This is a genomic window from Clostridium sp. 19966, assembly GCF_032335695.1.
Taxonomy (GTDB): domain Bacteria; phylum Bacillota; class Clostridia; order Clostridiales; family Clostridiaceae; genus JACTOJ01.
In genome coordinates, this window is the sequence record NZ_JACTOJ010000002.1 from 132,112 (window position 1) to 158,166 (window position 26,055).

The following is a 26,055-nucleotide window of genomic DNA, read 5'->3' on the forward strand; positions in this document are numbered from 1 at the left end:
AAATCACCTCTAATCATAAACTGGTTTTCTATTCATCATTTTGTATGCTATAAATACTACCACCGCAAGAAGTATAAATAGTCCTGTTCCTATAGTGGCACCATAACCAAAGTTATAGGTTCTAAAGGCTGTATTATATTGATACATTACCATAGTTAAAATAGATCCTTGCGGAGAACCATCACCGTTGGTAAGCAGGAAAGGGACATCAAACATGGTCATTCCTCCGATCAAAGAAGTTATGACTGTATATAGCATTGTTGGTCTTATTAGAGGAAGCGTAATATTCCAAAAGCTTTGCCATTTATTAGCTCCATCTACTATAGCTGCCTCCAGCACATCATCAGGTATAGCTTTTATACCTGCAATTATTATTATCATGGTATAGCCAAACCACATCCACCAATTTATAAAAGATACTCCTCCTCGTGTAGCTGTGATACTCTGAAGCCATTCTACAGGCTGATTCAATATTTTCAAGGACATCAGTATTCTGTTTAAAGCTCCCGTCTGCCAATCCATGATAAACCTGAATAGAACAGCTACTGATGCTACAGTTACTAGATTAGGCAGGAAAAATATACCTCTGAAAAACTCCTTACCTTTTATTTTGGTATTTGTTAAGGCTACTGCCAAGAATAGCGCAAATATCATCTGGGGAATTATATTAGCTATCCACATTATAGCTGTATTGCCTATACTGCTAAAAAATGTGGTATCCCTTATAAGAGTTTTAAAATTATCAAACAGTATAAACTTAGGCGTTGAAGCTGTGCCATCCCAGTCAGTTAAACTCAAATAAAAGGTATATAAAATTGGATATAATCCAAAGATCATAAATGCTATAAAGTACGGTGCAATAAATAGATACGCATAATTATTTTTATTTACTTTGTTTTTAAGCTTCATATAAGTCACCTCCATTAAATTATTACCGCATTAAAAGACATTTAATGCGGTAATAAAAAGTTTTTATTCGACAGTTAATTTAGGAAAATCTGCTTTTACTTTTTCCTTAAATTTCTTGTACATGTCATCTTTACTTATTTTTCCTGATAAATAAGTTGCCATGTTGTCATCCCAATCAGAGGTTATCTTATCATCATATTCAGTAAATATTGTACCGTTTATGTCAGAAATAAGCGGCTGGAAGAATTTGTTCAAGTTTTGGTTAGTAGTTTTATTAATATCTGAATTTTGTGCCAAGTCACCAATAAGCTTAGTATTATTAATTATGTCTCCAGTCTGTTGAGTCCAAGATTTTAAGCTATCTTCGTCACTAACTATAGTTTTAACAAACTGCCAAGCTAAGTCCTTATTCTTGCTCTTGCTGTAAACTCCAAGCCAAGTTCCGCCCCAGAAGTAGTTGATAGGAGCCTTAGCCATTGCCCATCTTCCTGTATCCTTGTTATTAGGATCATCTGCACCGATTATGTTAGCTACTCCCCAAGTTGGTATAGCATAAGCGAAAACATCATTTCCAGCTACAGCTGTTGTCCAAGGCTGTGTCCAAGCATCGTAGCCAGCTTCTAATTTGTCATCTCTCATGATCTTTGCAGTAGCTACATATTTATCCATCATAGGATCTATTACTAATTTATTGTCCTTTACCCATCCAGTCTGTCTTGCTCCCATATAAAGTCTTTCAATCTCCTGTCTTGAAGCGAAGAACTTAACACTTCCGTTGCTCTTTTCTTTCAATTGTTTCGCCATATCAATAAGCTTATCAACAGAAGACATCATGCTAGCTATCTGATCTGGATCGTCTGTACCAAAATATTTCTTTGCCAAATCTCTCTTATAGCCTATTCCACCTGGTGTTATCTGATAAGTGAGAGCTTTAACCTTTCCTTTGTCATCAGTACCGATATCTACAGTATATTTAGCCATTTTACTAGTTACATCATCCAATTTATACTGTGATTGGGACAAATCTTCGAATCCATTGTCCATATTAACAAATCTTTTTACAAAAGCTGATTCTCCACAATATACATCAGGCATTCCAGAACCGCCGCTAGCTAAGGTAGTTGTTATTTTGTTCTGATATCCCTGATTCTGGTCAGATATTACTTGAAGTTTAACCTTTACATTTGGATACTTTTCATTGAAATGCTTAACAAGAACCGGTGCTTCGTCCTTGTTAAAATGCCAGAAGGTTATTTCTCCCTTATAGTCTTTTGGATCCTTTTGAGAAATGGTTTGCTTTGAATTGTCATCAGAACTGCTTTTACATCCTACAAAAGCAGAAGATATAACTGCAGCTCCAAGCACTAAACAAAGAATTTTTTTAATGTTGTTCATCTTTATCCCCCCATTTATATTTTATACTTTAATAATATACAAACGTTTACTTGAAATAAATGGATAGATTTGCTTTTTGGTATTCTATTTTGTCTAGTGCTTGTGTAATAATTTGCATTGCAACCGCAAAATTTTTTACCTAAATTGAATTGTTATCTCTATATTCAGAAGGAGTATAGCTAGTATATCTTTTAAATAGCTTTGAAAAATAATGAGAGTCCTTTATTCCCACCATTTCCGCAACTTCATAAGCTTTATAATTATCTTTTCTTAAATATTCCTTTGCCTTCTCCATCCTTAATTCATTCAAAAAATCCACAAAGCTTTTATTGAGTTCTTTGGTAAATAGCCTGCTGAGGTAGAAGGGGCTCACAAATATATGCTCAGCTACATCATTAAGATTAATCTGATTTTGGTAGTTTTCCTTTATATACTCTACAGCTTTTCTTATTATAACAGGCATCATATCAGCTTCCACCTCCTCACCATCGCGCGCCCCTGCATTTGAATCACTATTTACTATTTCAAGTACCTTTTCTTTTATTGTCTCCGCTCCATTTCCTATGCTGCTGCAGTTTATTTTAATGGGAGAGGATATATATTGACTTATCATATTTTTAAATATCTCTGTTTTTTCTTTCACTTCTTTCATAACAGCTCCATCTTCTCTGTCTAAGTCATACTGCAATAGAAAAAGAGCTTTTTTAGCCGTCATTGGTATTGAGGTTATTTCATAATTATCTGCAAATATATCTTGCATAAAATTAACTATGCCTTTATGGTATCCATAGTCTTTTATAACTTTTTCTTCAGCCAAAACCTCCACACTTACAATCAAATATTTTATTATGCATATCCCATGATTTTTCATGGCTTCTATTGTCTTGCTCTCTTTTATATTTAAATGAAAAATTAAGTCATAAAGAAGTTTTTCTTTTACGATCGTTATTGTTTCTTTAGCATTCAGTCTCAATTCTTCTAACTCTTTTTCTCTTCTTTTTTCTTCCTTTAGTTTTTCTACTGCCTTTTTTACTATTTCAGTTATCTCTTCCATCTTAGATGGCTTTAGAATGTAATCAAAAGCTCCTATCTTTATCGCTCCCTGTATATATTCAAAGTCTCTGTATCCTGTTAATATTATCGTTTTAGTATGAGGAGTAAAATTTTTAGTAAGCTTAATCATATCTATGCCTTCAATGCCTGGCATTCTTATATCTGCCACAATTATGTCCGGCTTCAGTTGTTTTATTTTTTCTATTCCCTCCACTCCATCTGAAGCTTCTCCACATACCTCACACTCCATAGCTTCCCAGTCCACAATATTTATAAGACCTCGTCTTATTATGGATTCGTCATCTACTATAAGGACCTTAAACATAATAATTATCCCCCTTAATATTATTTGCAGGAATTCTAATAGTTACTTTAGTATACTTATCATACTCGCTTTGTACCTTTAAACCATATTTCTCACCATAGAAGAGCTTTATTCGTTTATTTACATTAGAAAGTCCAATTCTCTCTATAACAGTGCTGCTTTCTTCACCTTCAATATCTTCTAATAATTTTTCCAGCTCTTTTTCCTTCATGCCTATGCCATTATCAATTACTTCGATTACTACCTCTTCGCTGTCTAAAAAAGAATTAAGCACAACCTTCCCCTGTCTTCTTACATTCTCTATGCCATGGATTAACGAATTCTCCACTATAGGCTCCACCAAAAGCTTGGGTATTTTTATTTCCAGAGTCTCCTGCTGTATATTTTTCTCTATAGTCAATCTATCCTCTAATCTGTACTTCATTATTTCAAAATAGTTTTCCACATAAGCAAATTCCTCACTTAGATTTACAAGCTTATCCCCTTTTCCCATATTAGCTTCCATGAGCTTTGAAAGGGCCGTTACTGTATTGCTTATCTCTGGAACCCCATTTAACTGTGCCATCCAGTTTATATTCTCAAGAGTATTAAAAAGAAAATGTGGATTAATTTGCGCTTGAAGTGCTTTAATCTCTGCATCTTTTCTGGTTATTTTCTCCTTATATATGCTGTTAAGAAGGTAATCAATTCTTTTTGCCATGTTATTAAAGCTTCTAAATAGATATCCTATTTCATCCTCTCTTTCTACTTTAGCTTCCTTATAGCTATCACCTTTTTCAACCCTTTTCATGGCCTCTACTAAATTATCAATGGGAGTTACAATATCAAAAGCAGTGATTCGACTGAGAAGAGATAAGCCCAATATAGACCATATAACAAAAATTATTATTTTTATCCTCAAATCATTTATATCTTTATATATTTCTTTTAACGGTCTATGATAAACTATTCTCCAATCTGGATTATTTAAAACTACGTAAGAGATTAGAAGCTTATTTTTATTATCTATATAGTGACCGCTCCCTCCTGCATACCCCTTTTCATTCACCATGGAAAGATAGGTTTTATCACCTGAACTTCCTATTATCTCTTCATTATTTGCAGACAATATTGATATATTGTTTGTACCTTCCTTTGAAAGTTCCTCATAGAGAGATTTTATATACTCTCTATTTATTAATATAGCTATCATTCCAATAGGCTTAAAATCATCTCTATTATAAATTATTCTTGCTGCGTATATATCTTGGTCACTATTATCAATTTTATAAAGCACCCAGCAATTATTTCCGTTAGCAGATAAAGCAGCTTTTCTCACAAAATTATAAGGAAGTTTTTCGCGGATACTTGTATTTTGTGTATTACCATCAAAATACACACAATCATTATTAGGAGTATACATGCATATTGATTCTATTCCACTCCTAGAAAGCACTGAATCTCTCAATATATTCTGGGTATAATTATAATTAGAATAATAAGTACTGTCCTTTCCGTTATATCCTTGCTTTAAGAATTCATATATCCTATTATCATATAATATCTGCATGGAAAGAGAGTCTATGTCATGGCATAAGTCCCCAATCCTCATATCAATCATCTTCAATATATCTTGAGAATAGTTGAAGGATTTCTCATTTATAACCATAGAGGATCTATGATAAGAGGTATAGCCTATAAATATTATTGGAATTATGATTTGTATACAAAATAAAAGCAGGAGCTTGTTTCTTAACGATATATTTCTATAAAACCTTAAAATTAACTCTCTCATTTATTTTCTTCCATTTCCTTAAAAATTTCTTCAGGAGTTATCTCTCCAGTGAGCATTGCCGGCATTTTTTTCACTAAAATATTTTCCCAAGAGCTTCTCTTCATAAAACTATCTATTGGCCCTACCAATTCCTTAGAATTATTTATTAAGTCGTCCCCTTTTATAGCCAATATATCTTTGGGATTTCTGTTAATCCCTTTTATACTGCTAATGCTTCCCGTAGTATTTACAAGCTTCTCTCCAGCTTCTTTTGATGTTAAGTATTTTAAAAGCTTTAAGGCCGCCTGCCTTTTTTTGCTGTCTTTGTATACCTTTTCGCTTATATGGAAATTTCCATTTCCTAACCCGTATATGAGAGAACTATCATCAGCCTTTCCAGCTGTAAAGCTAGGAAAAGGCACTATTTCAACATAATTATCATTTCTCTTTACGGACACTTCTCCTATAAACCAAGAACCCTGTACTATCATTGCAGCCTCTTTATTTATAAACTTTTCGTTTCTCGCTTTGTCATCCATGGTAAAAACATCCTTTGAAAAAGCGCCTATATCATAAAGCTCTTTCAGATAGTCCATAGCCTTAATATAGCAGGAATTAATATTTCCATTTTTATATGGATTTTCAGAATCTTCTTTTCCGCCCAGCTTCATAACCATATTTTGATATAAATAAGAGCCTTCTGGCGTACAATTAAATGCTATGGGAGTATCTATGTTATAATACTTAAGGCTCTTAACTACATCTTTTAATTCTTCAAAGGTCTTAGGTATCTTTAGTCTGTAGGTATCTAACACATCTTTATTCACAAATAACCCTTCATATATTATTTCCATTGGTATGCCGTATATTTTGCCATTGGAGGTATCATACCTCCAAGTATCTTCCTTAATACTCTCCTTCCAGGTCTCATCCTCATTTAAAGCTTCGGTGAGGTCTGCGACTTTTCCTACCTGAATCAATGTATCCAAATCAGAGCCCGGCCACAATCCGAATACATCCGGCTCATTTCCTTGAGCAAAATCCGTTTTAAGAGTAAATAGAAAATCATCATTTCCTTTAGACCTGTTTACAATCTTTATCCCAGGATTTTCTTTTTCAAATTCTCCAAGAAAATCTTCTAAAGCTAAAGATTTAGTATCCATTCCTCCCCAGCTGCTGGAAAATGTCAATTCTATGGTATCTTTTTGGTTATCTTTGTTTGCATCTTCTGATACATTATTTTGAAACCCAAAAAACATTACCAGGGATAGAACACCTAATATAGTCACTGTAATAATATACTTTATACTAGTTTTTCTAAACTCCATATAGCTCCTCCTAAAACTCAAAATTATATATCTGCTAAAAATCAAAATTAAAAAACTCTCTAATATAAAAAATACTAAATTTTTCAAGTTATTACAAGCAAAATATAAAATGCCAAGTAATATATTATTGTTTAGCGCTTATTAATATTACTTATTTTATATTTAACTATAAAAATTTAACATAAATCAATATTATAAATTATAATATTGAATACGTTTTTATTATATATTATAATTCATAATTAATCGTGCTAAAAGGAGGACAAACATGAAAGATATAAAATTATATTTAAATCAGCAGGGCTATAGGGTAAATGGTAACAAATTTGCATTCTATTTAGGCTCAGCTAAAACTTTTAATTTAATAAATACTGAAAACGAAATATTGTATAGGGGTGAAATATCCTATAGCGGCAAAAAAGATCTATCAAGCAATGACGAAGTTGGATTTATTAATTTTTCTGATTTCCAGGAAGAAGGTACATATTATTTAGAAATTCCTGATGAAAAATGCTTATCCAATAGTTTCAATATTAACAGCAAGCCTTATACCTATGCAAAGGAAGCCCTTATTAAAGGCTTATACCTGCAAAGATGCGGTTTTGATTTAGATAAAAAAATAGCTGGAAAGTGGTTCCATGAAAAATGTCATACTGCTAAAGCTTATTTATATGAAAATCCTGATGTAACTATAGATATAAGCGGCGGATGGCACGATGCAGGAGATTATGGTAAATATGTGGTAGCAGGTGCAGTAACTGTAGCTATGATGCTGCTTTCCTATGAACATGCTCCTTCTGCTTTTGAGGACAAATTTGTTGTACCAAATTTATTAGATGAAGCTCGCTATGAATTAGAATGGATGCTTAAAATGCAAGATTCTGAGGGAGGTTTATATCATAAGGTAACTACTCCTTCCTTTCCTGGTTTTATAATGCCTGAGGATGATTTAGATACCTGGGTGGCCACTCCTGTATCTACTGCAGCCACTGCTGATTTCACAGCTTGTACTGCTATGGCCTCAAGAATCTATTCTAAATATGATTCCGAATTCTCTAAAAGATTATTAGCTGCTTCCTTAAAAGGCTGGCAGTGGTTAGAAAATAACCCTAAGGATAAACCTTTCAAAAATCCTGTAGGTGTTGTGACCGGAGAATATGGGGATGATGATTTAAGAGATGAAAGACTTTGGGCTGCTGCAGCTCTTTACAGAGCTACTTTAGATTCAAAGTACAGCAATTTTATGCAGGAATTTATGCTTAAGCATAAGGACATGGATAGAGTTAACTTTGGCTGGTCCAAGGTTGGTGGTTTTGCTGCAGCTGAAATATTATTCATGGAAAACTCTAATGAAGCACTTGCAGATTTATTTAAAGCTGCTTTTATTGCAGAGGCAAATCGACTAAAAGAAATAGCTTTTAATGACGGATATAAAGTTCCTATGCTTCCAGAAGATTATCTTTGGGGAAGTACCATGGTTCTCTCAAACAGAGCTGCGCTTCTTATTTTAGCCTCAAAATTGGTTGATGATGCTGCCTTTGAAAAAATAGCGGAAAACTGCCTTCATTGGATGCTTGGAGCGAATCCTGTAGGCATAAGTTATATAACAGGAGTTGGTACAAATAGCATTATGCATCCTCACCACAGACCCTCTGTGGCTGACAAAGTAGATGCACCTGTACCAGGCTTGGTTTCCGGTGGACCAGACTTAGGAAGAAGTGACCCTGCAGCAAAGGAATTAATTCCAAGCCATGTTCCACCTGCAAAGGCATTTATTGATAACGATGAAAGTTATGCCACTAATGAAATAGCTATATACTGGAATAGTCCTGTGATTTTTCTCTCTGGCTGGTTTGACAAATAATTATGGAAAATAAGCCACCCATTATCTTATTGGGTGGCTTATCTCCATATATTCATCTACATTAGATGTGAAGTCTATAGTGCTTTTTATTATGGCTATTAGCTTTTCCTTATCATGGCCTCTTTTTTCTATTGTTTCAATACCTTTTATAGCTGTTACGATGTAGGGATAACTATCCTCATCGCTGTTAGCTACTACCTCGATGTTAAATCCTCTATACTCCATAACCGCCTCCAGAATATTTATAATTATATTATAACATAATATACAGTTAAGTCTTTTTAGTACACAGAATTTTTACATTATTAACAATTTTAAAATTATTCCCATATATCTTTAGTTATTTTATCAATTTCATATTTTCTTCTTTCAGTTTCATTTACATCTATATTTATCTGACTTCCTTTAATATTAATAACGTCTCCTTCTTTGCATCCCTTTGGCATTTTGCTTGTATGTATATTTAAAGTTGTTTTATCTGGTTTTTCGCACACCGCAAAATCTCCTTCAAATCTATCTATAACCACTAGCATTTTGTAAATCCTCCATCTATTCATCAATATAATAATATACTATATGTACTTTCATCACATGCACTTCTCTATGTATTTTCGATTCTGAAACTACATTTTTATATTTAACGTCTTTAATTACAATTTCACTTTCATCTATTTTTACAAGCTCTCCCTTAAAGGTATTTCCATCTGCAAGCTTTATGACTATTTTATCCAACACATATTCACCCCCATATTATATATGAGGTTTATATACAAATATGCCTAATTTAAAAATATTTTTTCCTTTATTTTTATATAATTTTTATATTCTGAATGCTTTAATATTTCTTTAATATTTTTATTTCTAATTTGGTATTCATCTTCACTCAAAAGTATTTCCTCTATTCCTAATATGTTGTCAATATGAGCTTGCTTTAAATCGTGAAATACTAATTCTATATAGCTTTTCTTTTTTCCTTCAAAGCCCCTATTTATTTCAATTCCAGCGTCTGAATGATCATTACCATACAAAGTGTATACTAACCTAAATTCATCTTCATTCTCGTAGGACGCATTTTTAAAATAAGGAGATATTAGCTTTATTCTGAATACAAGCAAGTTAAATAAATTTTTAAAGTATTCCCTATATTGACTAGTGCTGTATTGCTTATAAAAAATATAAAATTTATCAATTTCTTCTCTTAAAATTCTTTCCTGTTTTTTTATTTCATAAACCACATTTCCAAAGTCGCCATATATGCTGCAATTTAAAGGAGTTTCATTGAAGTTTATCACTTTCCCATGGCAGTTTTTGAAATATAGATTATTATTTATATTTTTAACATTTTCATACAGAACCTTTATTATCACTCCATGGGATTTAGAATAATTTTTCCAAGTGGAAAAATTATCTTCATTTTTTGAAAAGCTTAAAATATAATGTCTCATTTCATTAAATATTAAATTATCGTCTTTAATTCTTGAAAGTACTAAATTTATAAATTCCTTATCATAAGGATAACTCTCCAGTATGCTTTCTGCAATATTATAGCAATATTTTATTTCCTCCTTATCTTGCATATCATGCGCTCTTCCCACATATATGCTCCCACCCTTAAATATATTTGTAATCGCCTCATAGGTGGTAAAATGATACAAATATTTATTGTCATATTTTCTATCTATATTTAATCTTTCCTCGTAAAGCTTTTTAAAAGCTCTTTTCATATCCTTAGTCGCCATAATTTCACCCTCCCTATGTGTTATTTTATCCACAAAACAAATAAATTCATGCACTTTACGCACATGAATTTATTTTATTTAATACTTAACACAGGTATTGAAATTATTAATTACCTAAAGCATTATTTGTTTACAGGAAGCCAATTCAGCACACTTTGTATTTTCTTATCCCAGAAGCCCCACTCATGGGTGCCTCCTTCCTCCTCATAAGTATAATCAAATTTTAAACTTTTCATATGATCTCTAAATTTTATGTTGTTCTCATACAGAAAATCCTCAGTACCACAGCAGCTATATATTTTAGGCTTATTGCCGCTAGATTTTGATAATTCGGATGCCATGTAAAACAAATCATTCTTACTGTTTTTAACCTTATCAAAATCTCCAAATATATTATGCATTTCCTCGCTATTCATGGATGCACTATCCTTTAACCTTTCCAATATGTCAACTGCTCCTGAAAGACTTGCTGCAGCAGCATATTTATCTGGACAATTAAAAGCTGCTTTAAGTGCTCCATATCCTCCCATAGAAAGACCTGCTATAAAATTATCTTCTCTCTTTTCTGATATTGGAAAAAAGTTCTCAACAATCTGAGGCAATTCTTCCGTAATATATGTAAAATACTTATATCCATGCTCCATATCTGTATAGTAGCTTCTACCGCCACAAGGCATTACCACTGCAATGCCAAGGTCTGCTACATACCTTTCAATAGAAGTTCTTCTGCACCATATAGTATGATCATCTGATAAGCCATGCAAAAGATATAAAACAGGATATTTTTCTTTTTTTATAGATCCCTTCATACCTATTTGTCCTATAGTATTCTGAGGAAGTATCACAGAAATTGAAGTTGAAATATCTAATACTTCTGAAAAAAAGTCACAATTAATTAATGCCATTTTACTCCATCCTCCTTATATTATACAAAAATTCTTTTACCTACAGTTATTATAATACAATTACTTTTATAAACTAAAGTCATATTTCTACAAATTAACAAATAATTCTTAATGCTGCTACTTCAAAAAGCAGAAAAACAGCCAAATTTTTAATTCAACTGCTTTTCTGTGTTTTTATTTTTAGGGGTATATTTTCTTGCTATGGTTATATATTATATAAGTATTGTGGCAGAATGTTGACATAAATAAAAAATATTTGTTAACAATAGACCATATTTTTAAGTTATAATTGTTATTGTAGCTTATACCATTATTATACTAAATCGTATATATTATATATAACATTTTATTACTATATAATAATATTTCATACAATTAATTAAAGTAGGGAGAGATAAAATTTATGAAAAAAATAATATTAGCTATACTAATTTCTACAACAATTTTAGCAGCAGGCTGTTCTAGTAAGCAATCCACAACTAAACCTACTGTAACTAATAATACAACAAGTCAGTCAGCGGATTCCGGCACCTCCCAAAGTGCTGATAACAGTACCGAAAAAGCTAGTGATTCCAGCAGCTCTACTTCTACAGCTAATGTAACTAGTTCAGCAGATTACTCAAAATATAGCGGCAACTGGGTCACAGAGAATAGCTTAAAAAATGATTATAAATACGGTCTTTCTGCCACAATAAAGGTTGATAAAGCAGGCAACCTCACTGGCACCCTGAGCGACTCTACTGAGAACGCTACACATATTTCCAATGTTGATATTAAAGGTAAAATTGAAAACAATAAATTTTCATATAACTTTGACGAAGATGGCTGGGAGCATAGCGGAACCATACAAATGAATTTTAATGATGATAAAATGACCTTGACCATAAAATACAGCGATAAAAGCAGCAAAGATAATTTATGGGGAATAGGTGAAGGAACCTTTACTCTTGTAAACAGTAATAAAACTTCTTCTAGCCAAACCTTAACCAGCCTTAAAGATGGAGGGCTAGTGGTGATTGATAAGCAGTGCTTTTCAGTAAAACTAGAAAATTTTGGTACAGTAAAATTTATATCTGGACTTAAAAGAGAAAATTCTACCCAAGCTGCAGCCTTTTATCTATTAGATTCAAATAGCAATGTCATATATAAATTCCCTGATTTTTACGGAAATTCAAAGGGTGCCTTTAAAGATATAAGCGCCGTATCCTTTTCAGATGTAAACAATGATGGGTTAAAAGATGTGATAATAATTACTGATTACACAATCAATGGTTCAACTAAAACTATCAGCAGCATATATTTTCAACACGGCACTTCCTTTGCTAACAATGAAGCCCTGGACACCAAGCTTAACAATTCCTCCAGCAATAAAGATATAAACTCCGTGATAAAATATGCTAAAAGCAATTTGAATTAAGTAATATAAGTTTAAATTATACAAAAATGCACGTATTTTTATCATACGTGCATTTTTATTGTGCATTATAACGTCACTAGCTGACTTTAAATTTGTAAATTTCAGAGCTTAATTCTTCTGCTAATGAATCCAATTCCTTGGAGGACTCTGCAATTAATTCTATTGAAGCTAGTTCTTCTTCAGCTGCAGAGGATATTTGTTCTGTACTTGCAGCGGACTCTTGAGCTATAGCTGATACTTCCTGAGTCTGTACAAATATCTCCTTTGATTTATCATTTACAGTTTTCATAGCAGCTGCAGTGTTTTTAAAGCCATCAACTATGCTGTCATAAGAGTTCTTAATCTTTTGAAAGGCTTCCTGATTAATTTTTAATGCTTCTTTTTGCTGCTCTACTATCAATGCAGCTTTACTTATATTTGCTACCGATAAGCTTGTCTTTTCTGTAGTATTATTTATAATTTCTGTAATTTTATTTGCTGCATTTGATGATTCTTCTGCCAAGTTTCTTATTTCATCTGCTACTACTGCAAAACCCTTTCCAGCTTCACCTGCTCTAGCAGCTTCTATAGCTGCATTAAGAGCCAATAAATTAGTTTGATCTGCTATGGAGGTTATAACATTAATTATATCTGCTACTTGTTCTACATTCTTGCTAAGCTCTTTTATTGAAGAATTAACCTCTTGAGAAATAGTAATATTTTCATCCATTTTCTTTGACTGCATATCTACAGCGTTTTGTCCTTCTGTTATTGACTCAAGAGAATTTACTGCATTTTCAGCTCCCATTGAGACTTCGTCTGTTATATTTTCAATAAGCTTAACAACCTCAGCCATAGTTGAATTAATAGCATTTACTGCCTGTGCCTGATTTGTGTTTCCATCTGCTAACTCATTTATTGTTGCTACTACCTGTGAATTTGTTTTCACATTTTCGTCTGTAACCTTAGTAAGATTAGCTGAATGTGAGGATACCGTAGATGAAATTCCTTGTAATTTCACTACCATCTCTCTCAAAATCTTTCTAGTTTCAGCAAGTGCTTTTGCCATATCTCCGGATTCGTCTTTATACTTTAAGGTTACATCAAAAGCTTTATTATCTACAAGATCTAATTTAGCAGTTGTCTTTGTTATATCTGTTATCATTTTTAAAGGTGCTGAAATAAATCTACCCAAAATATATGATATTATCACTCCTATAACTAAAGAAATCCCAAGTCCAATTAATTCTGTAGTAGGTGGAATAATTCCTCTAAGACCACCGCCACCAGGTGCGTGTGCTCCATCTGAAGTAGATCTTGTGCTATTCATTATAAGTGACGCAGAGACATTTACAATGGCCACAATCAATGAGTTAATTAGTGAAATGATTATGATTTTACTAGAAATTTTCTTCATATATGTCCTCTCTCCTTGCATAATACTGATTTTAAAATGCCCTTTGCTTACATACGTTTAATTTTAATCAATTTTTTGATATACCTGTACAAAAAGACAACATATATACATATTTCTACAAATATTATTTTTTTCCTGCATTATAATAATATTTTATTCAATAAAATATCTTTTTTTTATTAAATTTCTATATTTTATTTCGTTTAATAAATGTATGTTGTGTTATTTTATTCTATTACTTTTTCAATAAATTCTATTATCTCTTCAGTAAATTTCAAACCATCTTTTACATCTTCATTTTCTGCAACTAATGCATCTTACGTTGGATATCTTGTTTCTATGTAATATCCATTTAAAAAAGCACAATCTTTAATAAATTTTCTAAAATCATTATTATAAATAGTTGCTTTTTTACAAAGCCTAATTAAGCTGTGACCTTCTTGTAGCATACCTGTTTTTAAAATTAAATATCCTTTTAGGTACTTTTCTACTGCTTGTTGAAGATGAAACAATACTAAACTATAGTCTGCATCATGTTCATAAAGAATTTTGGCTCCTTTTAAGTCTTTTTTTGCAGTTTCAAACCATTCTTTATATTTTATAGTATCAACTTCTGAAATAAAAACACCAATGAAAATAATTGGTATTATTCCAATAGATAATATCAAAGATTTCAAGCCACTTAAACTAGAAAACTAGTTATCGCGATATCAAGATATCTAGTTTTCTAGTTCATCAATTAAACTGCCAACATTATTTAACATTCTTCTTAAGGCTGGAGAAAATGAACCCTGTCGGGCTCGTTCTCATATACTTTCCTATACTTGAACTAAAAACGCCTCAAGATTCATCGCTGAATATGACGTATGATGATTATTCATTTTTATTTATAATGCTTTAAAGTGTATTTCAACTTATTTTTTAAAATTACTCTTTATCCTTAAACTGAAATTTACTGATTCCATATTATGTTTGCATTGTATGATATAATCAAGAACCTTCTGGCTCATTATAAGCATACCAGTCCGATTCTGGCAATCCCAACTCTCGCAATACGCCATTTAGATAGCCAATGTTATACATTATATGTCTTATTTGCCCCACAATTACATCCACATAAGTATATTCTGGATTATTGTTATAAATTGAAGTGCTTAATTTTTCATCATTTAAATCATCAAATATGCAAGTAGTTTTTGTTTGAATTGCATCAAGATACTCTAGCATTTTATCTTGTGATATAAATAATCCTTCATAGGTGTCAGCATACAAATCAGTAGTATAATCATTATCAAAAACCATTGTACGCCATTCGCTGTCATCGTAACTTTCACGCATCCAGAAATCAATAAAATAAACATAATGAAAAACCTGCTGCCAAAAGGGTACCTCATTATATGATTCAGCCCAGATTTCCTTTGGGCAAACTTTTACAAGGACACGTGCCATGTGAAATGTGGAGTCAAACTGATTTCGCAAAGCCTCTGTAATCAATCTTTTCATGCTAACCTCCTGCATTATAAAACAATCTAAAGTTCATATGCGCTAAACAAACTACTATTTACCATGTAATAAACAAATAACTTCTATTGGGTTATTTTCTATGATTCTAAATTAAATCGCGCACAATTATACCATATATTTTATCATTTAATTTATATATGTAAATCATAGAATTATTGCTAGCTCATTTTAAATCAGTATTAAATATATATCAAATGTGTTATAATTATTTTTAAATTAATTCATAGTGGTAAAATATTGTTCATTAGGAAATTTATATAATCTAATAGAGCAATAAATAATAAATTTATGGAGGAATAATACTATGGGACTTATAGACCTAAAACACTTCGTGTGGACACGACAGCCAAATAGCTTCTCTATAAAGAAAGACCTTGTGGAGATACAAACCATTCCCAATACAGATCTGTGGCAGCGTACTTACTATGGTTTCCAGAATGACAATGCTCCAGTGTTACAGATGGAAACGGAAGAACGATATTTTTCCTTTGTGGTGAAAACTTCTTTTGAAAGCAAACATCGTTTTGACCAGTGCGGTATAGTCCTATACTTGGACAGTGAAAACTGGCTGAAAGCATCCATTGAGTACGAAAATGAAAATTATCAGCGTTTGGGTAGCGTTGTAACAAATCATGGATATTCTGATTGGGCGACAACAGACATATCTTCTGAAGTCAAGGAAATGTGGTACCGCTTGAGCCGCAGAGAAAGCGACTATTGCATTGAATGCAGTACAGATGGTGTTGCGTTCAAGCAAATGCGCATCTGCCACTTGTGGGATGGAGCCGGGAAGATTAAATTCGGCATCTATGCTTGCAGCCCAGTGGAATCATCATTCAAGGCCCGTTTTACCAATTTCAGTATCACTGAATGCCAATGGAAAGCTCACGTCTAGATTTAGATTCTGCTCTGTCTATTTTCAGGGACTGGATCCTGTATTGAACAGGACTCAGTCCTTTTAATCTGATCTTAATACGATTATCATTTTCCATGACTTATATATTCTTGTTTAAATCTACAAAGCTAAATTCTTTTTTACACACTTTACACTCACAACCATATTTCCATACAAAGCCTATAGTTTTGTGTGATGTTTCCATTATTTCAATATCCGCGCTCCCGCAATATGGACATTTCTTTTCGGTTGTTTCCTTAATTTCTTCGTCCACAATATTCACCTCCTAATGTTAATTATACATCAGATTTGACTATATATGCCACAATTTCACATACATTTCTGCATTATATGCAGCTCCATCTATTGGCAGTAGTAGCACAAAGCAATCTTATTCCTATACCACTTAACTTAAAAGTTAAATTGCTTCCAAGTAGTCCCTTGCACGTTTCCATATAATATTTATTTTAAATTTAGGAAATAGGGAAATCACTATTAAAAGATATTTACTTTGACAATTCATTAAACTTTCTTGCATGGTGAATAGAAATCTAAAATAACTTTTCTACCTTTGTTTTTTTGATTATAAAACCTTTCTTCCGAATAATATTCCATTTCAAATAGTCCATTGGAATCATCATATTGATAGCCATGGGCATCTCTTTCTTTTGCTAAACAGTCTGAAGCGTCTGCAAACAAATCACCACATTCATCATCGCTATCTTCAATCCATGCAACAGCCATATCACAAGCATCTATATCTTTATACTCGTAACCATCAGGTACAATAGCGCCTGACTTAAATAGGACACCTGCCATGTATGTATATACAGCATCACCAAAATTATACTCGCCTTGCCAACCCACCGTATCACGATGGTTGCTAAATGTTCCCTTAAGGCTAAACAGGTAATCATAAGCACCATTATTGACCATAAGTTCTAATAAATCATTAACGGTTGAATCCTCTAATGTTGTTTCGACCTTAACTTGGACACTTTTACCTATTACCCTTGCCCCTGGGAAATGCTTCACTTCAAAGTTTATTGTTTTTACTCCCACAAAATTCACCTCCAGTATCTATTCTAATATTACTTTGAAACATCTCTGTCTAATTTATCTCACAATACCTTCTAGCTAATGAAAATTATATCATGTTTCAATCGTATAGGTTAATTGCTTTTTTTATTATATTAATTGTAGAATAAATGATTTATTTGCATAAGTTTTTATGCCCATTTAAAACTAATGTGGGAAAAAATAAAAAACAGAAGTTTCACATTTCTGTAAACCTTCTGTTTCCAACGTTTTTGGCAGGGGCAGCAGGGATCGAACCCCCAACCTACAGTTTTGAAAACCTTTTAAAGGTTTAATAATGAACTATCGAGAAGTTTAGTATCTCGTTAGCTGTTACTGTTTTGTATTCTTTGTTCAAGCTGTAATTTAGCTTTTTGAATAGCTTTATGAAGCTTTTCTTCAAGAACTTCCTTAGGTGGCATTTGAGTTAAGTACTGAGCTACATGTATACCACTATTACCTAGCTCTAAAAGTTCAATAGTCTCACTGGATTTCTCAGCACATAATATTATAGCAAGAGGACTTTCTTCTCCCTCCATTCTTTCATACTTATTTAACCATCTTAAATAAAGCTCAACCTGACCCTTATGCTCCGGTTTGAAATCCTCAAGCTTAAGTTCAATAACTACAAGCCGCTTCATTCTTCTATGATAGAAAAGCAAGTCTATATAATAATCTCTGTTATCCACTGTGATTCTCTTTTGCCTGCCTAAGAAAGCAAAATCTATACCCATTTCTAATATGAATTTTTCAAGTTCTCCAAGTATTGCATTTTCTAAATCTTTTTCACTATATGTATCTTCAAGTCCAAGAAAATCTAGCACATAAGGGTCTTTAAAAAATAGGTCCGGAGTCATTTTATTTTCTTCTCTAAGAAGCTTCAAATCATTCATAATAGTGAGTTCAGGCTTCTTAGAAATAGCAGTTCTCTCATACATCATGGAGCTTATCCTATCCCTTAAGACTCTTACACTCCATCTTTCACTACTACACATGGTTGCATAGAATTCTCTTTTTAGCTCGTCTTTAATTGATATAATTTCTTTAATATGTGACCATGTTAATTGTTGTGACAGTGTAGCGACAATTTCACTTTTTGGAAAAACTTCATAGAACTGAACCATTCTAAAAAGATTACTTCTGCTATATCCTCTGCCATATTGCTCAGATAACTCTTTAGCCAAATCAGCAACTATTTTTTCACCGTAACCAGCCCTTTCAACTTTAATTATATCTTCTTTTATAGTCATACCTATATTCCAGTAAAGTAATACTAATTCAGAGTTTACAGAATGATATACTCTTTCTTTAGTTGTTTCTATAAGGGAAGATACATTATTATAAAGAGAAGCTATCCCATTATCAGAATTTATAATTTCATTAGCCATAATACACCTTCTTTTTTGCTATAAAAAATAATAAATATAATATTGAACAGGCTTTAGTAATAGAAACGTTTCTATATATTTTATATTATTATACCATCTTATATTACATATTCAACTAATGCACTAACAACAATTTTATTTTGTTATTATGATGCTAAAAAATTATGTATAAAGTAAAAAAACTAGTAGAACCATCCATTCTACTAGTTTTTTACTTGGCAGGGGCAGCAGGGATCGAACCCGCAACCTACGGTTTTGGAGTGCGTTTTTCTGCCTGTTTTTATTTTTATCATGCTGTTCAAAATGGCATTATACCTTAGTTTCATCATTTAAGGTTAATGTGTCTTGTAGCGAAAATGGGTACTTTTTTTGTTTAGTAGTACCCAAATAGTACCCAATAAAATTTATTTTTTTATGGTTTCAGATAATACAATTTTATTTGCAGTTTATTATTTATCTTCTATAGAATACATTGGTATAAATCAAATAAAAGCTTTTTTTCATCCTTCTTTTATGAAAATAATTTATGGTGATATTCTTTAATTCTTGATTGTAAGTCATCCAATTCTTTATAATATCCCTCTAGTTTTATTTTATATTCTTTTGACATCAAACTGTTAATGTCAAATTTGTCCTTTTGCTTATATGCAAACTCATTAGTTACCACTATTTGACTTATCTTTGTTCGTATCTCTTTCATTAGCTGTCCTATTTCAATAACTGAATTTCTCAGAGTTTTGTCTTTAATATATTTCTCATATCTGCCCTGTTTAACTATCACTTCATGACAAATAATATAAATTTCTTTATCCATGGATTTAGATTGTCTATCAAATTTTGATAATAATATATCCATTATCATTAATTGATTCAATAAATTTCTACAAAAAATATCTGCTTCATCAAATATTGATTTAAAATAAAAGCCTATAGCCATAATAGTGCTTGATACTATTCCGGTAATTATACCAATAACAATATTAGATCTATTATTTATTAAGAATATGCCAAATGTATTATTGATTTTGGTCAAATAACTACCTACGAAAATCCCTATGATAAAAAAAATAATTATTATAATTCCAAATAATAACCTTTTTTTAATTTTTAAATATTTCATCCTACCACTCACCTTTCTAGTACACTATTTCTACACTAAAAAGGATTTTCCTGCATAATTTGCTATTTTATTAGTATGCTCAAAATTGAGCGTTTAAAATAAATAATTTCTTTTTCATTACTGCAGACGAAATTCGTACTCTGTCTAACTTATAGTGAAGATACTTGGTTTTACGATTTGAAATTGGGATTTCCCAGACTGAAATTTATGACTGTCCAAAACTGGACTCTCCAAATTTGGCGACCCCTATTCTACACTTCCCTTTAAAGTGAAATGCTTTAGCCAGTTGTGGCAAAAAGATAACATAGGAATATTAGTAGCTTTCTCCACATATGGAGAATTTATAATATCCCAATTTTCGCAAGATGTTGAGAAATATACTTCTCCCAAAAGTGGGCGAAAGAGATTCCTCCATAAGTGGTGGAATAAAAATCACCCCTCATAATTGAAGGGTATTCTTTATAATGATAAAATGCATTTTAAGGCTCATAGAGCGTTCTTAATTTGATAGGTATATTTACCTTCTACTTCCCTGCAAGCTTAACAATAAGGCTATTATCAATAAATTCTTTTGTACGTAGGCTCATTCTTCTTTCATATGTCTTTTGGTATTTTTTATACAGGGCTATTGCTTCTTCCATATCTCCTATGAAATAAATATCTCTAATCTTCCCTTGATCATAGATCTTAGTTTCTCTCAAAGATATTCTTATATTATCTTTCTTAAAAGTGTATCCCAATGCTAACAAATAAGCTTCGTTTTCACTTAAAACCATACTCAAAACCACCTTATTCTTTTATAAATTTTGTACATATAAACTTTTCATAAATATTCATAATTAATGGTAGAACATTGTAAAAACTCATATTACTCTTGATTCTAGTCTAAAAACTGACTTTTACCACACCCCCTTATAACAAGCCGAATCGGTTTTTTGAATGGCTATACTACGGTTTCCAAAAGCAATTGTCATAGTGCCATATGGGGGGTATACGTATAAAAATAACCCTTCAAATTTGAGGGGTTAAGATAAATATTTCTCAAAAAAATCTATATTTTCAATAGCTGCAGCAATGCTGTTGTTTTCATATCTTATCCTATTTCCGTACAGTTCATTTGCTTTCCTTCGTCCCCATGACGAGTGCCTAATTTTTCTTAGAGCCTGCCCTTCTATTCTCTTGACTTGGTAATCATCAATATTGAATATGGATCCTATTTCACCAAAGCTTAGTATCCTTCCATTATTCCATCCGTAATGAAGCTTTAGAGTTTCCCTTTCTTTTAGTGATGTATTATCATTCATAGCCTGCTCTAGTTCCTCTCTAAGCTCTTTTATATATATTCTTTCCTCTACATTCTCCAAGCTATAATCTTCGCCCTCTATGTAGTCCATGAGCTGTGAGGAATCATCATCACCTATAGGAGAATTAAGGCTTATTTCTTCTTTTGTAGCTCTAGTATTAATAAACCTACTTATCTTACTATTTACCCAAAACACAGCATAGGTTATAAACTTGGCTTTCTTCTCATTATCAAAATCATATTTATCAGCTGCAGCAATAAGTCCTAAATATCCTTCCTGAATTAAATCCTCTTTGTCTACTGCATTAGTACCTTCTGTATAGAACCTATTAGCCAGCTTGTATATAATACTTTTATTTTGCTCTATTAGTATCTCTAAGGCTTGTTTATCTCCTTGCCTATACAAATATACTAATTCCTCATTAGTCATCAGTATACCTCCATGAGAGCCTATTCAAAATCTTTTTTTCTCGTCTACGGAGGGAACTGCCTGAAAGATTGAATAATACCTCTAAAGCTTTTGGATCTATTTTATCAATGTATTTAGCCTTAATATACTGCCGCTCTTCATCTTCAAGGAAATGCTTAATTCCATATGTAAAATCAAAAATATTGGATTCTAGTCTCATAATATCTAATTCTATTTCTATCTTTTTCGGAATACTTTTGCCTTTGAAATTAATCTTTTTAAGTGCATCCAATCTTTCCAAATCCTTAAAGTATTCTTTCAAATTTTTATACATATATACTCACATCCTTAAGTATTACCAAAGTTTTTGAATATAAATTTCAGTATTCCTTAATATCTCACTTACTTGCTTAAGCAGCTGGTTATAAGTTTTCATAGCATCCATATAAGAAGTTAATGCAGGATTAGTACGCCTTGTTTCCTGAGTTCCATTTTTATATAACTCAATTGCACCATTCTTCTTAATATCGGCTTTCAATTGCTTTATAACTGTTTCTATATACTTAAGCTCTTCCAGATACCTTTTTATTCTTATCATTTTATCCTCTGTTAGGTCTTTTTTAATTTGGCTATCTGCAGGAAGTTGCTCTATATAATCTAGCAATTCCATTATGTTTACTTTTTTTCTGGCAGCCATATATTACAACTCCTTTCATATTATTTTTATCCTTTTGGGCGGAGGGGGGTATTTTTCAATGAATTTTTGAATTTTACTCCGTATATCGTTCCGTTCTACTACATGCGGTTCTCCGCAGCCTTCTCAATATTTTTTCCTGGGGGGTGTTGTCCTGCTTTTCATTATTTTAAAAGTAGTCAATTTAGGATTACTATTCCATATCCTCCTTAGCTCCTCTTTGGTTATATCTGTACGCTCATTTATTATTAGTGTTCTGCCTTCTATTCTATATTCTTTAGTGGTGCCTTGGTTATATACCACTTATCTCACATCCTTGTATAAAAAGTATGCTGGCATTTATGTATACCAGCATTGAAGGAAAGGTTATTAAATGAATAATATAATTATTAAATATATATATATAAACACTAACAAGTAATGTATATACCATTATGCTTTTTTAATTCTTGTAAATCCTTTGTATGCTGCCACTGATCCACCAACGAATACACTGCCTTTATAACATACTTGTCCTGATTTAAATTTATAGTCCCTACTCTCTTGTACATCTACTGGTGAGAATATAGGTAACTCATATCCTAGTAGTTTTCCATAAGCCATACAATAAGTAGCAGCAGTAGTAGTTGTATCTGATAATGCAGGACATACACTATTGATTATGAAGTTAACAGAATAACTATCCGCTGAGGATATAGTACCCATATTACCATCGTAAGTAATCTTGTATAGTTTTTCTCCAGTGGTAGACCTTACTGCTGCAAATGCTGCTAAATCTTTTTTATTTAGTATAAGGTAGCAGCCACCTTCTATATCTTCATCACCGCCATAGCCAAACACTATTTTATCTAATGTATCTGCATCTATGCTTGATAATGATAAGTCACTGGCTACAGGTATTACATTAGCTGGAGAATTAAAGATACCTTTTATCTGATTTTCTCCACCAGCCCCTACTAGTATCTGCTTTGATATTTTCTTTCTTATAGCCACATTAATAGAGTTTGCAACTTCTGCCTGGTAGTCAACATTAGGAAGCTTTACTGATTCCTCAGACATTTCACAGTATGCTGTTACCTTTGCTTTGCCTATAGTTACATAATCCATTATAGGATCTGCATCTGTATAATCTGCATTTTCTTCGGTGTAGTCTCCTTCACCATATCCAACTACAAATCCCTTCTTATAGGCTTCTCCACCCATTAAAGGTACTGCATGAATTAAGTCTATAGTTGAGGACACTTGATTAAATGCTGGATTTAATGTATTGCTTGTTTGAGTTGGTATTACCAACGGATTACTAGCTATTGTTATTGACCTTAGCTCCGCCATTTCTCTCATATCAAAGCTAACTGACTTTTTATTTTTTAAGTCTAAACCTCTTTGTTCATATAACTCTATTTTCTTATCGTCTCCCATGAAATCATCACTCCTTGAATTTGTATTTACTTGGTTACCCATGCTATATGTAGCTATTGGATTTAATTGTCCAGCTGGCTTTCTTCCTCTTTCTTGAGGTTTGGAGTTTACTCCATATATAGGCGGCATAGCTGCAACACCTTCTGCAGTTCCTGGATTAGCGCTTCTTGATTCCTCTGATTCTTCTATTTGGTCCAGCTGATCCTCTAAAGATTCAATCTCTTTTCTTATCTGTTCCGTTTGGCTATTAATATTTCTTACTTCTTCTAAGGAATTTGTAAATTGACTCTTATCAATAAGCTCACGCATGGTATTTCTTTTCTCTCTTAAGAGTTTCTTTATATCTCTTTTATTCATTTAGATCACTCCAATCAAATTGATTTTTAAATCTTTCTATAGGTTTTTTCTCGCTCTGCTTCTAAGGCTATTTTTTCATAAGCTTGCTTTAAGCTGCTTTCACCTTCTATATTGCTTGAAAGAGCTTCCATAGTGCTTATTAAAATATTAAGTTCCTCATTTGATAATGTGTTAGGTATTTCCACCTTGATTACTTCATTGAATTTTTCCATTTCAATCATCCTTCCTTTTTCCGTAGATAACTCAGACTTTCGCTGCCAATATCTATCTTGTATTTTCTTTACCTTGTCTGGATTTTTATTTCTCCAGCTTTTCATATACTCGTTCCTGGCTGCCTTTGCTTTCTCATCCAACGTAACACCTCCTAAAAACAAAAGAGCCAACTAACAACATAAATTAATATGTGTTAATTGGCTCTGGCTCACAGGCTCTGGCACTCTTTATGATATAGGTTTTCCTTTTTAAAGGGGAAAACTTAAATGTTATCTTTATATTTATTATACTACAAAGCTATGATGTATTCTATGGCTTGTCCGTAGTTACCATAGATATATTTTAGATAACTACACATTTCCTAAAAATCAGAAACGCGGATATAGTGTGTTGTTGAATATTGATATACTTACTCGGCTTTACTTCTACGTCAATCCGAGTAAAGTACCTATTATCAGATTCCCCATTGATCTTTAAGCTTATTTAAAAATTTCATGCCCTCACCATTATCTTTTTTAATATCCGGATGAAGTTTCAAAGCTGCAGCCTTATACATGACTTTCAAATATTCCTTTTCTTTATCTGTGTAGGTACTGTCTTTACTTTTGAAGTAACTACTATAATCATTGTCGCTGTAGTTACCTTGTGAAGAATTAGAGTAACTACGGTATTTTTCATAAAATCTCTGATTAGCTTCATATTCATCCTGGAGCTTTTTCAAATATTCAACATTTCTCAAAACCCCAAATACATCATAGCAATAATCATAAGTATCTCTGCCATACTTGCCCTCAAAATCAGCCTTACTTGCAGCATATATAGTGGTTATCCTGTCATGCTCTTCTTTAACCTTGAATTCTTCTGTCTGCTGAAATTCCTTTTCTATTCTTTCACGTAGAGGATTATATTTCTCATAAACTATATCCCAAAACTCTTCTTCTGAGATTTCAAGATCTTTTATAATTTCCTCCACACGGTCAGTTCTTATATGTTCATATATATCAAATACAAGTACATCATAATAACCTATGCTACATAATGGCCATTGTTTTTTCTTAACCCTTCCATGCTCTCTATAGCTCTTATGTATGCTTATCTTATATGCCTTTTTAATAGGTCTTTGAAATCGCCCTCCAGTGTATCTATAACACCATTTTTTATATTCATTATTGCCATCACTCCAGATGGTTTGATAGGCTTCAAGCTTTTTTAACCCACCGAAAGGATTAGCTTTTTTAGTTTCTATTTCCTGAATAACACAATACAATATATCACCACCACATATTCACAATGTAGGTATCTTATTTTATTAAAAGTTAACTACATCAGTATTGATTTTTTGCTTTGGTGTATTTCTTATCTCAATTTCTCGCTTACACTTTTTACACCAAATTGCAACTCCTGCAATATCCTTATCATCATCTATCTTTGCAAGCTTTTGCCCACAAACAGGGCATTTGAACCATTTTTTCATTTATAATCATCCTCACTTAAAATTATTATTCCAAGCCAAGTGGATTTCCACTTGAGCTATTAATTTTAATCCAAGGGTTCAGCATAATGCTGAACCTC

General features: G+C 32.2%; 29 protein-coding genes. 3 read left to right on the forward strand and 26 right to left on the reverse strand.

The annotated features are described in order from the left end of the window. Positions 1-9: 9 nt before the first annotated feature. The 5 genes from IAI10_RS02470 to IAI10_RS02490 form a co-directional block, all read right to left on the reverse strand. Positions 10-909, reverse strand: a complete 900-nt coding sequence (locus tag IAI10_RS02470) for a sugar ABC transporter permease (RefSeq protein WP_315671710.1) — start codon at positions 907-909, stop codon at positions 10-12. A 63-nt stretch (positions 910-972) separates the two neighbouring features. Next, positions 973-2,304 (reverse strand): extracellular solute-binding protein, encoded by a 1,332-nt coding sequence (locus tag IAI10_RS02475; RefSeq protein WP_315671711.1) that lies wholly within the window; start codon positions 2,302-2,304, stop codon positions 973-975. A 139-nt stretch (positions 2,305-2,443) separates the two neighbouring features. Next, positions 2,444-3,682 (reverse strand): response regulator, encoded by a 1,239-nt coding sequence (locus tag IAI10_RS02480; protein ID WP_315671712.1) that lies wholly within the window; start codon positions 3,680-3,682, stop codon positions 2,444-2,446. Next, the gene (locus IAI10_RS02485) at positions 3,675-5,456 is read right to left on the reverse strand and encodes a sensor histidine kinase (RefSeq protein ID WP_315671713.1); all 1,782 of its coding nucleotides are present in this window, start codon (positions 5,454-5,456) and stop codon (positions 3,675-3,677) included. Before IAI10_RS02485 ends, IAI10_RS02480 begins: the two co-directional genes overlap by 8 nt. Beyond that, entirely contained in the window at positions 5,453-6,763 is a 1,311-nt protein-coding gene (locus IAI10_RS02490) for an extracellular solute-binding protein (protein ID WP_315671714.1), read from the reverse strand. Before IAI10_RS02490 ends, IAI10_RS02485 begins: the two co-directional genes overlap by 4 nt. Before the next feature lie 268 nt (positions 6,764-7,031). On the opposite strand from IAI10_RS02490, the gene IAI10_RS02495 reads away from it, so the two are divergent. Next, positions 7,032-8,627 (forward strand): glycoside hydrolase family 9 protein, encoded by a 1,596-nt coding sequence (locus IAI10_RS02495; protein WP_315671715.1) that lies wholly within the window; start codon positions 7,032-7,034, stop codon positions 8,625-8,627. Positions 8,628-8,648: 21 nt separating this feature from the next. Here IAI10_RS02495 and IAI10_RS02500 read toward each other — a convergent pair whose 3' ends face one another. The 5 genes from IAI10_RS02500 to IAI10_RS02520 form a co-directional block, all read right to left on the reverse strand. Next, positions 8,649-8,852: a hypothetical protein gene (locus IAI10_RS02500; RefSeq protein WP_315671716.1), complete on the reverse strand. Its 204-nt coding sequence runs from the start codon at positions 8,850-8,852 to the stop codon at positions 8,649-8,651. Between the two features lie 95 nt (positions 8,853-8,947). Further along, complete coding sequence (locus tag IAI10_RS02505) at positions 8,948-9,160, reverse strand: DUF3006 domain-containing protein (RefSeq protein WP_315671717.1); 213 nt, start codon at positions 9,158-9,160, stop codon at positions 8,948-8,950. 16 nt (positions 9,161-9,176) lie between these two features. Continuing rightward, positions 9,177-9,359: a hypothetical protein gene (locus IAI10_RS02510; protein ID WP_315671718.1), complete on the reverse strand. Its 183-nt coding sequence runs from the start codon at positions 9,357-9,359 to the stop codon at positions 9,177-9,179. A 47-nt stretch (positions 9,360-9,406) separates the two neighbouring features. Then, positions 9,407-10,366 carry a DUF2971 domain-containing protein gene (locus IAI10_RS02515; protein WP_315671719.1) on the reverse strand — a complete coding sequence of 320 codons (960 nt, stop codon included), beginning with the start codon at positions 10,364-10,366 and terminating at the stop codon, positions 9,407-9,409. 122 nt (positions 10,367-10,488) lie between these two features. Beyond that, positions 10,489-11,271, reverse strand: coding sequence for an alpha/beta hydrolase family protein (locus tag IAI10_RS02520; protein ID WP_315671720.1), 783 nt, complete (start codon positions 11,269-11,271; stop codon positions 10,489-10,491). 403 nt (positions 11,272-11,674) lie between these two features. On the opposite strand from IAI10_RS02520, the gene IAI10_RS02525 reads away from it, so the two are divergent. Then, complete coding sequence (locus tag IAI10_RS02525; protein WP_315671721.1) at positions 11,675-12,688, forward strand: hypothetical protein; 1,014 nt, start codon at positions 11,675-11,677, stop codon at positions 12,686-12,688. Positions 12,689-12,764: 76 nt separating this feature from the next. Here IAI10_RS02525 and IAI10_RS02530 read toward each other — a convergent pair whose 3' ends face one another. From IAI10_RS02530 to IAI10_RS02540, 3 genes are all read right to left on the reverse strand, one after another. Further along, a complete protein-coding gene (locus IAI10_RS02530) occupies positions 12,765-14,084 on the reverse strand; it encodes a methyl-accepting chemotaxis protein (protein WP_315671722.1) in 1,320 nt (439 codons plus the stop codon). Positions 14,085-14,401: 317 nt separating this feature from the next. Next, positions 14,402-14,752: a HEPN domain-containing protein gene (locus tag IAI10_RS02535; protein ID WP_315671723.1), complete on the reverse strand. Its 351-nt coding sequence runs from the start codon at positions 14,750-14,752 to the stop codon at positions 14,402-14,404. A 322-nt stretch (positions 14,753-15,074) separates the two neighbouring features. Beyond that, the gene (locus IAI10_RS02540; protein WP_315671724.1) at positions 15,075-15,587 is read right to left on the reverse strand and encodes a hypothetical protein; all 513 of its coding nucleotides are present in this window, start codon (positions 15,585-15,587) and stop codon (positions 15,075-15,077) included. 325 nt (positions 15,588-15,912) lie between these two features. Between IAI10_RS02540 and IAI10_RS02545 the strand changes: the two genes are divergently transcribed. Beyond that, the gene (locus IAI10_RS02545) at positions 15,913-16,503 is read left to right on the forward strand and encodes a DUF1349 domain-containing protein (RefSeq protein ID WP_396334332.1); all 591 of its coding nucleotides are present in this window, start codon (positions 15,913-15,915) and stop codon (positions 16,501-16,503) included. Here IAI10_RS02545 and IAI10_RS24625 read toward each other — a convergent pair. The 13 genes from IAI10_RS24625 to IAI10_RS02605 all read right to left on the reverse strand — a co-directional run bounded on the left by IAI10_RS24625 (position 16,472) and on the right by IAI10_RS02605 (position 25,957). After that, on the reverse strand, positions 16,472-16,600 hold the full coding sequence (locus tag IAI10_RS24625; protein WP_396334333.1) for an IS3 family transposase: 129 nt from the start codon (positions 16,598-16,600) through the stop codon (positions 16,472-16,474). The genes IAI10_RS02545 and IAI10_RS24625 overlap by 32 nt on opposite strands. 3 nt (positions 16,601-16,603) lie before the next feature. Beyond that, positions 16,604-16,777: a hypothetical protein gene (locus IAI10_RS02550; protein ID WP_315671725.1), complete on the reverse strand. Its 174-nt coding sequence runs from the start codon at positions 16,775-16,777 to the stop codon at positions 16,604-16,606. A gap of 248 nt (positions 16,778-17,025) precedes the next feature. Beyond that, complete coding sequence (locus IAI10_RS02555; RefSeq protein WP_315671726.1) at positions 17,026-17,565, reverse strand: hypothetical protein; 540 nt, start codon at positions 17,563-17,565, stop codon at positions 17,026-17,028. A gap of 341 nt (positions 17,566-17,906) precedes the next feature. Continuing rightward, a complete protein-coding gene (locus IAI10_RS02560; protein ID WP_315671727.1) occupies positions 17,907-18,968 on the reverse strand; it encodes a PDDEXK nuclease domain-containing protein in 1,062 nt (353 codons plus the stop codon). A gap of 511 nt (positions 18,969-19,479) precedes the next feature. After that, a complete protein-coding gene (locus IAI10_RS02565; RefSeq protein ID WP_315671728.1) occupies positions 19,480-20,088 on the reverse strand; it encodes a hypothetical protein in 609 nt (202 codons plus the stop codon). A gap of 524 nt (positions 20,089-20,612) precedes the next feature. Beyond that, positions 20,613-20,864, reverse strand: coding sequence for a hypothetical protein (locus IAI10_RS02570; protein WP_315671729.1), 252 nt, complete (start codon positions 20,862-20,864; stop codon positions 20,613-20,615). A gap of 249 nt (positions 20,865-21,113) precedes the next feature. After that, positions 21,114-21,821: a sigma-70 family RNA polymerase sigma factor gene (locus IAI10_RS02575; protein WP_315671730.1), complete on the reverse strand. Its 708-nt coding sequence runs from the start codon at positions 21,819-21,821 to the stop codon at positions 21,114-21,116. Beyond that, complete coding sequence (locus IAI10_RS02580; RefSeq protein WP_315671731.1) at positions 21,814-22,134, reverse strand: hypothetical protein; 321 nt, start codon at positions 22,132-22,134, stop codon at positions 21,814-21,816. The genes IAI10_RS02575 and IAI10_RS02580 overlap by 8 nt, the downstream gene beginning before the upstream one ends. Positions 22,135-22,155: 21 nt before the next feature. Continuing rightward, positions 22,156-22,497: a hypothetical protein gene (locus tag IAI10_RS02585; protein WP_315671732.1), complete on the reverse strand. Its 342-nt coding sequence runs from the start codon at positions 22,495-22,497 to the stop codon at positions 22,156-22,158. A 429-nt stretch (positions 22,498-22,926) separates the two neighbouring features. Beyond that, entirely contained in the window at positions 22,927-24,270 is a 1,344-nt protein-coding gene (locus tag IAI10_RS02590) for a phage major capsid protein (RefSeq protein WP_315671733.1), read from the reverse strand. Positions 24,271-24,296: 26 nt separating this feature from the next. Next, on the reverse strand, positions 24,297-24,623 hold the full coding sequence (locus IAI10_RS02595; protein ID WP_315671734.1) for a hypothetical protein: 327 nt from the start codon (positions 24,621-24,623) through the stop codon (positions 24,297-24,299). Between the two features lie 314 nt (positions 24,624-24,937). After that, positions 24,938-25,750, reverse strand: coding sequence for a hypothetical protein (locus IAI10_RS02600; RefSeq protein WP_315671735.1), 813 nt, complete (start codon positions 25,748-25,750; stop codon positions 24,938-24,940). A gap of 42 nt (positions 25,751-25,792) precedes the next feature. Next, positions 25,793-25,957 carry a cysteine-rich KTR domain-containing protein gene (locus tag IAI10_RS02605; protein ID WP_315671736.1) on the reverse strand — a complete coding sequence of 55 codons (165 nt, stop codon included), beginning with the start codon at positions 25,955-25,957 and terminating at the stop codon, positions 25,793-25,795. Between the last annotated feature and the right edge of the window lie 98 nt (positions 25,958-26,055).